The 6,216-nt window shown below is 77.0% G+C and carries 5 protein-coding genes; 3 read left to right on the top strand and 2 right to left on the bottom strand.

Translation table 11 applies throughout. From position 1 onward, the window contains the following. The first annotated feature begins 2 nt into the window (after nucleotides 1-2). The gene (locus IDM29_RS02695; RefSeq protein WP_188037181.1) at nucleotides 3-1,862 is read left to right on the top strand and encodes an ABC transporter ATP-binding protein; all 1,860 of its coding nucleotides are present in this window, start codon (nucleotides 3-5) and stop codon (nucleotides 1,860-1,862) included. A gap of 13 nt (nucleotides 1,863-1,875) precedes the next feature. Here IDM29_RS02695 and IDM29_RS02700 read toward each other — a convergent pair whose 3' ends face one another. Then, the gene (locus tag IDM29_RS02700; protein WP_255491789.1) at nucleotides 1,876-3,324 is read right to left on the bottom strand and encodes an ATP-binding protein; all 1,449 of its coding nucleotides are present in this window, start codon (nucleotides 3,322-3,324) and stop codon (nucleotides 1,876-1,878) included. Further along, a complete protein-coding gene (locus tag IDM29_RS02705; RefSeq protein ID WP_182113379.1) occupies nucleotides 3,321-3,974 on the bottom strand; it encodes a response regulator transcription factor in 654 nt (217 codons plus the stop codon). Before IDM29_RS02705 ends, IDM29_RS02700 begins: the two co-directional genes overlap by 4 nt. 81 nt (nucleotides 3,975-4,055) lie before the next feature. Here IDM29_RS02705 and IDM29_RS02710 point away from each other — a divergent pair, with 81 nt between their 5' ends. Together IDM29_RS02710 and IDM29_RS02715 are read left to right on the top strand one after the other, a co-directional pair. Next, nucleotides 4,056-5,333: a hypothetical protein gene (locus IDM29_RS02710; RefSeq protein WP_182113380.1), complete on the top strand. Its 1,278-nt coding sequence runs from the start codon at nucleotides 4,056-4,058 to the stop codon at nucleotides 5,331-5,333. 47 nt (nucleotides 5,334-5,380) lie between these two features. Further along, nucleotides 5,381-6,216, top strand: an 836-nt coding sequence (locus IDM29_RS02715) for an ABC transporter ATP-binding protein (protein WP_223147891.1), incomplete at its 3' end; no start/stop codon positions are given.

Below are 6,216 nucleotides of genomic sequence, written 5' to 3' on the forward strand. Positions count from 1 at the left end.
ACATGGGCGAGCCGGACACGCCGGAGGCGGGCACGCGGGAGCCGGGCACGCGGGAGGCGGGCACGGTCGCCAGCGGGGACGCGGCGACGCAGGAGGCGGCACGCGTCCCGTTGCGCTGGGAGAACCTGCGGCTGCTGTGGGACTTCGTGCGGCCGCACCGCGCCGTGGTCGCGGTCGGCATCGTGCTCGGCCTGGGGGCCACCGCGGCCGCGCTCGCGATGCCGCTCGCGGTCAAACGCGTCCTGGACACGGTGGGCACGTCGGGGTCGGTGACCGGCCCTGTCGCCCTCCTCATCGGGCTCGTGCTGCTGGGCATGCTCACGGGAGTCGCGCAGTGGGTGCTCCTGGGACGGCTCGCGGAGCACATCGTGCTGGACGCGCGGACGTCGCTCGTGCAGCGGTTCCTGCGCGGACGGCTCGGGGACGTGCAGCGACGGTCCCCGGGTGAGCTCGTCACGCGCGTCACGTCGGACACGCTCCTGCTGCGCGAGGCGGCCTCCTCCAGCGCCGTGCAGCTGGTCAACGGCACCGTCTCGCTCGTCGGCACGGTCGTGCTCATGGCCGTGCTCGACCTCCAGCTGCTGCTGACGACGCTCGTGGCGATCGTCGTGGTCGGGCTGCTCATGGCCGTCCTGCTGCCGCGCATCGGCGAGGCGCAGCGCGAGGCGCAGCGCGCGGTCGGCGAGCTCGGGTCCTCGCTCGAGGGGAGCCTGCGCGCGCTGCGGACCGTGAAGGCGAGCCGCGCCGAGGAGCGACAGGTGGACGCGGTGGTGGCCCGCGCGCGGGAGTCGGCCCGGCACAGCATCCGCGCGGTGTGGGTCTCGGCGGGTGCGTGGACGATCGCGGGCGGCGGAATCCAGCTCGCGATCATCGCGATCCTCGGGATCGGCGCCTGGCGGGTCGACCAGGGGGCGCTCGCGGTCTCGACCCTCGTCGCCTTCCTGCTCTACGCGTTCAACATCGTCGACCCGATCACGACGCTCACGCAGACCTTCACGCAGCTCCAGTCCGGGGTGGCGGCGGCGGCGCGGATCCGGGAGACGCAGGACGTCCCGGTCGAGGACGTCCACGCTGGGCGCACGCTCGCGTACGTGCGCGCCGACACGGCGCCGGACGCCCCGGTCCTCGAGCTGCGCGGCGTGCGCCTGACGTACGAGGGCGCCCGAGCGCCCGCGGTCGACGGGCTCGACCTCGTCGTCCCGCGGCGGGGCCACGTCGCGCTGGTCGGCCCGTCCGGGGCGGGCAAGACGTCGACGTTCTCGCTCGTGCTCCGGTTCGTCGAGCCCGACGAGGGCACGCTGCTCCTCGACGGCGTGCCGTTCGACGAGCTCAGCATCGACACCGTCCGCGAGCGCCTGGGCTACGTGGAGCAGGAGACCCCGCTCGTCTCGGGCACCGTGCGGGACAACGTGCTGTTCCGTCACCCGGGGGCGAGCGAGGCGGAGCTCTGGGCGGCCCTCGAGGCGGTGCGCCTGGACGCGACGGTCCGCGCCCTGCCGCAGAGCCTCGACACCCCGCTGACCGCCACCAGCCTGTCGGGGGGCGAGCGCCAGCGCGTCGCCCTCGCACGGGCCGTCGTGCGTGAGCCCGAGGTGCTGCTGCTCGACGAGGCGACCGCCCAGCTCGACGGGCTGACCGAGGCAGCGATCCAGGACGTCATCGCGCGCGTGGCGGCCCACGGCGCGGTCGTGACGATCGCCCACCGGCTCTCCACCGTCGTCGACGCCGACCGCATCGTCCTCATGGACCACGGTCGGGTGCGCGCGACCGGCACCCACGCCGAGCTCCTGGCCTCCGACGACATGTACGCGGAGCTCGTGGCCGCGTTGCGGATCTCGACCGAGTCGGCGCCCACGCCCTGAGCCCGGCGGCCGGTCAGGGCGCCGGGAGCGTGAGCACGGCCCGCAGGCCGCCTGCCGCGGCCTCGCCCAGGACGACGTCCCCGCCGTGGTCGCGCGCGACCTCGCGCGCGATCGGCAGCCCGAGCCCGCTGCCACCCGCGTCCCGCTCGCGCGCGGCCGCGAGGCGCACGAAGCGCTCGAACACCCGCTCGCGCGCCTCCTGCGGCACGCCCGGCCCGTCGTCGTCGACCACGACCTCGCCGGCCGCGACGGTGACCGTCACCTGCGACGCCGCGTGGCGCAGCGCGTTGTCGAGGAGGTTGCGCACCACGCGCGCGACGGCTGGCCCGTCGCCGAGGGCCCGGCCCTCGCCCTCGACGACCACCTCGACCCGGTCCGCGTCCCGCGCCGCCGCGCGGGCCACCGCGAGGCCGTCCGCCACCGCGCCGCGCAGGTCGACGACGCCCCGGGCGGGGCTCGTCGAGCCGACCCGGGCGAGGAGCAGGAGGTCGTCGACCAGGTGCTGCAGCCGCAGGACCTCTCCCGCGAGCTCGTCGGCGAGCTCGCCCGGAGCGTAGGACCCCGGGTGCTCGCGCGCGACGTCGACGGCCGCGCGCAGCGCGGCGATCGGCGACCGGAGCTCGTGCGCCGCGTCGGCGACGAACGTCCGCTGGCGCGCGGCGGCGCCCTCCAGCCGGTCGAGCATGTCGTTGAGCGTCCGCGCGAGCGCACCGATCTCGTCGTCCGCCCGCACGACCGGCAGGGACCCGGGGCCGCCGGTGCGCGCGACCTGCTCGGCGGCGCGGCGCAGCGCCTCGACCGGTGCCAGGACCCGGCCCAGCACCACCCAGATGACGCCCCCGAGCAGCAGCGTGAGGAGCGGGACGACCCCGCCCAGCGCGACGGCGAGCGCGCGCAGGAGGCCCTGCACCTCGGCCAGCGGCACGCTGACCACCACGCTCACGGGCGCGCCGCCCAGCTCGGCGGGCACGACGGCGACGCGCGCGGCCGCGTCGTACGCGCTCGCATCGGTCACCACGACGCGCACGCCGGCGCCGACGTCCTCGGCGGCGTCGCCCTCCGCGTCGCCCTCCGCGCCGGAGCGAGCCGACGCGGCGCGCAGGCGGTCCAGCTCGTCGCGCGGCAGGACCGGCAGCGTTCGGCTGGCGGTGGACGACGTGGCCACCACGCGCCCCTCGGCGTCGAGGACCTGCGCGATCTCGCCCGGCTCGGCGACCGGCAGGGGGTCGGGCAGGCGGTCGTCGGCGACGAGGACCAGGAGCGTCGCGGCGCGCGCGCGGACCGCCGCGTCGAGCTCGGCGACGCGCTCGCGCGACAGCACGGTCGTCAGCAGGACGGCGCCGACGACGAGGGTCACGCACAGCAGGCCGGACGTCAGCAGCGTCAGGCGCAGCCGCAGCGACAGGCCGCGCCGCTGCCCGCGGGGGGCGGGCGCGCCCACCCCGGGAGGGCCGGGGCTCACCCGGCGACCCGGTAGCCCGCGCCCCGCACGGTCGTCACCGCCGACCGGCCGAGCTTGCGCCGCAGGTAGCCCACGTAGACCTCGACGACGTTGAGGTCCTCGCCCGAGCCGTCCCAGACGTGGTCGCGCAGCTCGACCTTGCCGACGACGCGGTCGGCGTGGCGCATCAGGTACTCGAGCAGGGCCAGCTCCCTGGTGGTGAGCGCGACCGGCCGGCCCGCGAGCGTCACCGTGCGGGCGGCGGGGTCGAGCTCCAGGCGGCCCGCCGTCAGCACCGCGGGACGGGCGCCGGCCGGGCGGCGCACGAGGGCGCGCAGCCGAGCGACCAGCACGACGAAGGAGAACGGCTTGGTGAGGTAGTCGTCGGCGCCGACGTCCAGGCCGTCGGCGACGTCGTGCTCGCCGTCCTTGGCCGACAGCATGAGGACGGGTGTCCAGACGCCGAGCCCGCGCAGCGCCGTCACGACGTCGTAGCCGTTGCGCCGCGGCAGCATGACGTCCAGGACGATCGCGTCGTACTCGGTGCCGGACGCGAGCTCCAGCCCGGCGTCGCCGTCGTGCGCGACGTCGACCGCGAAGCCCTCCGCCTCGAGGCCGCGGCGCACGGCACGCGTGAGCGCGACCTCGTCGTCGACCACCAGCACGCGCATGGGGGCAGCATGCCACCGGCCCCGGGGCCCGGGGCCGGCGCTCTCAGCGTCCTCTCAGGCCGCGGGGCGCACGATGGTCACATGAGCCAGCCGACCGTTCCCGCACCCGACGTCGCCGACACCCCCCGCAGCGCCCGGCGCCGCTGGGCCGTCCCGGCCGTGGTCGCCGCCGGCGCCGCCCTCGCCTTCGCCGCGCCGCCCCTGCTCGCGTCCGCGGGCGAGGAGGGCCTGCCCGAGGTCACCGCCGAGGAGCTCCTGGCAGCGGTCGCCTCGGCCGAGCCGCAGGCGCTGTCCGGCACCGTGGTCTACACCGCGCGCCTGGGGCTGCCGGAGATCCCGTTCGCCGAGGCGGGCGGCGCGGACCCGATCGCGCTGCTGGGCGGCAGCTCGACGCTGCGGGTGTGGACCGACGGCGACGACCGCTCGCGCGTCGCCCTGCTCGGTGCGACGTCGGAGTACTCGGTCGTCCGTGACGGACCCGAGGCGTGGACCTACTCGAGCGAGGACGACGAGGTCGTGCACTACGGCCTCAGCGAGGCGGACGCAGCCCGCTACGAGGCCCTGGCGCAGCAGGTCGAGGCGGGACCGTCGCCCGAGGTCGCCGGCGACCTCCCGACGCCGCAGGAGGCGGCGGCCCAGGTGCTCGCGTACGCCGAGGAGTCCTCGACGGTGTCGGTCGACGGCACCACGACGATCGCCGGCCGCGGCGCCTACCAGCTGGTCGTGACGCCGCGCACGCAGGACACGCTCGTCGCCCGCGTGGTCGTCGGCGTGGACGCCGAGACGTCCACGCCGCTGCGCGTGCAGGCGTGGAGCACCCAGGACGACGCGGCCCCGGCCCTCGAGGTCGGCTTCACCGACCTCGACCTCGGCGCGCCGGACGACGCCGTGCTCGCGTTCTCGCCGCCCGCGGGGGCCCAGCAGCGCGACGTCGTCGTGCCGCTGCCGGTGCCGGACGAGGCGGCCCTGCCCGGTGCCGACGCGCCGGAGCACGCGGACGTGGCGACGGAGCACCCGGACGTGACCGTGCACGGCAGCGGCTGGGCGAGCGTGGCCGAGGTCGCCGGCGTCGACGTCGCGTCGCTCGTGGCGGGCGACCCCGCCGCGCTCGCGACGCTGCCCGAGGGGGAGCGCACGATCGGCTCGCCGGAGGCGCAGGAGCTGCTCCAGGAGTTCGAGCCCGGCGACGGCTCGGGCGGCGGCTTCGAGCTCGACCCCCAGGCGCTCTACGACCAGCTCACGACCGAGGTGCCCGAGGGGCGGCTGCTGTCCTCGGCGCTGCTGAGCGTGCTCGTCACCCACGACGGCCGCGTGCTCGTCGGCGCGGTCCCGGCCGACACCCTGCGCGCCCTCGCCTGATGGCGACCACGCTCGCGCCGGCCACCGCGCCGGCGACCGGGTCCGTCATGCTGGCGGACGTGGACCACGCCGTGCGCACCGTCGGCCTGACCAAGCGCTTCCGCTCGGGTCAGGTCGCGGTCGACGGCATCGACCTGGAGGTCCCGCGGGGCTCGGTCTACGGCTTCCTCGGGCCCAACGGGTCGGGCAAGACGACGACCATCCGGATGCTGCTCGGCCTGGTGCGGCCGACGGGCGGCCGGGCCTGGTTGCTGGGCGCGCCGATGCCGGACGGCGCCGCGGCGGTCCTGCCGCGCGTGGGGGTGCTCGTCGAGGGGCCCGCGTTCCAGCCCTACCTGGGTGGCGCGGCCAACCTCGCGCGCCTGGACGCGAGCGACGCGACGGCCGACCCGCGCACGTCGCGGGCGCGGGTGGGCGCGGCGCTCGAGCGGGTGGGGCTCTCGGCCGCCGCGCGCAAGCCGTACCGCCAGTACTCGCTCGGCATGAAGCAGCGCCTCGGTCTCGCGGCGGCGCTGCTGCGGCCGCGTGACCTGCTCGTGCTCGACGAGCCGACGAACGGGCTGGACCCGCAGGGCACGCGCGAGGTCCGCCACCTCGTGCGCGAGCTCGCCGACGCGGGCACGACGGTGCTGGTCTCCTCGCACCTGCTCGCCGAGATCGAGCAGGTCTGCTCGCACATCGGGATCATGAGCCGCGGGCGCCTGCTCGCCCAGGGCGAGCGCAGCGCGCTGACGGACGCGCGGCCCGCCCGGGTCGTGGTGACGACGACGTCGGCCGCGGCCGAGCGCGCGGCGGCGGTGCTCGCCGGCCTCGGGACGACCGACGTCGTGCGGGACACAGGGCTCGACGCCGGGCAGCGGCGCGAGGCCGTGCTCGACGCGGC

Source organism: Actinotalea sp. JY-7885 (assembly GCF_014525465.1).
GTDB lineage: Bacteria > Actinomycetota > Actinomycetes > Actinomycetales > Cellulomonadaceae > Actinotalea.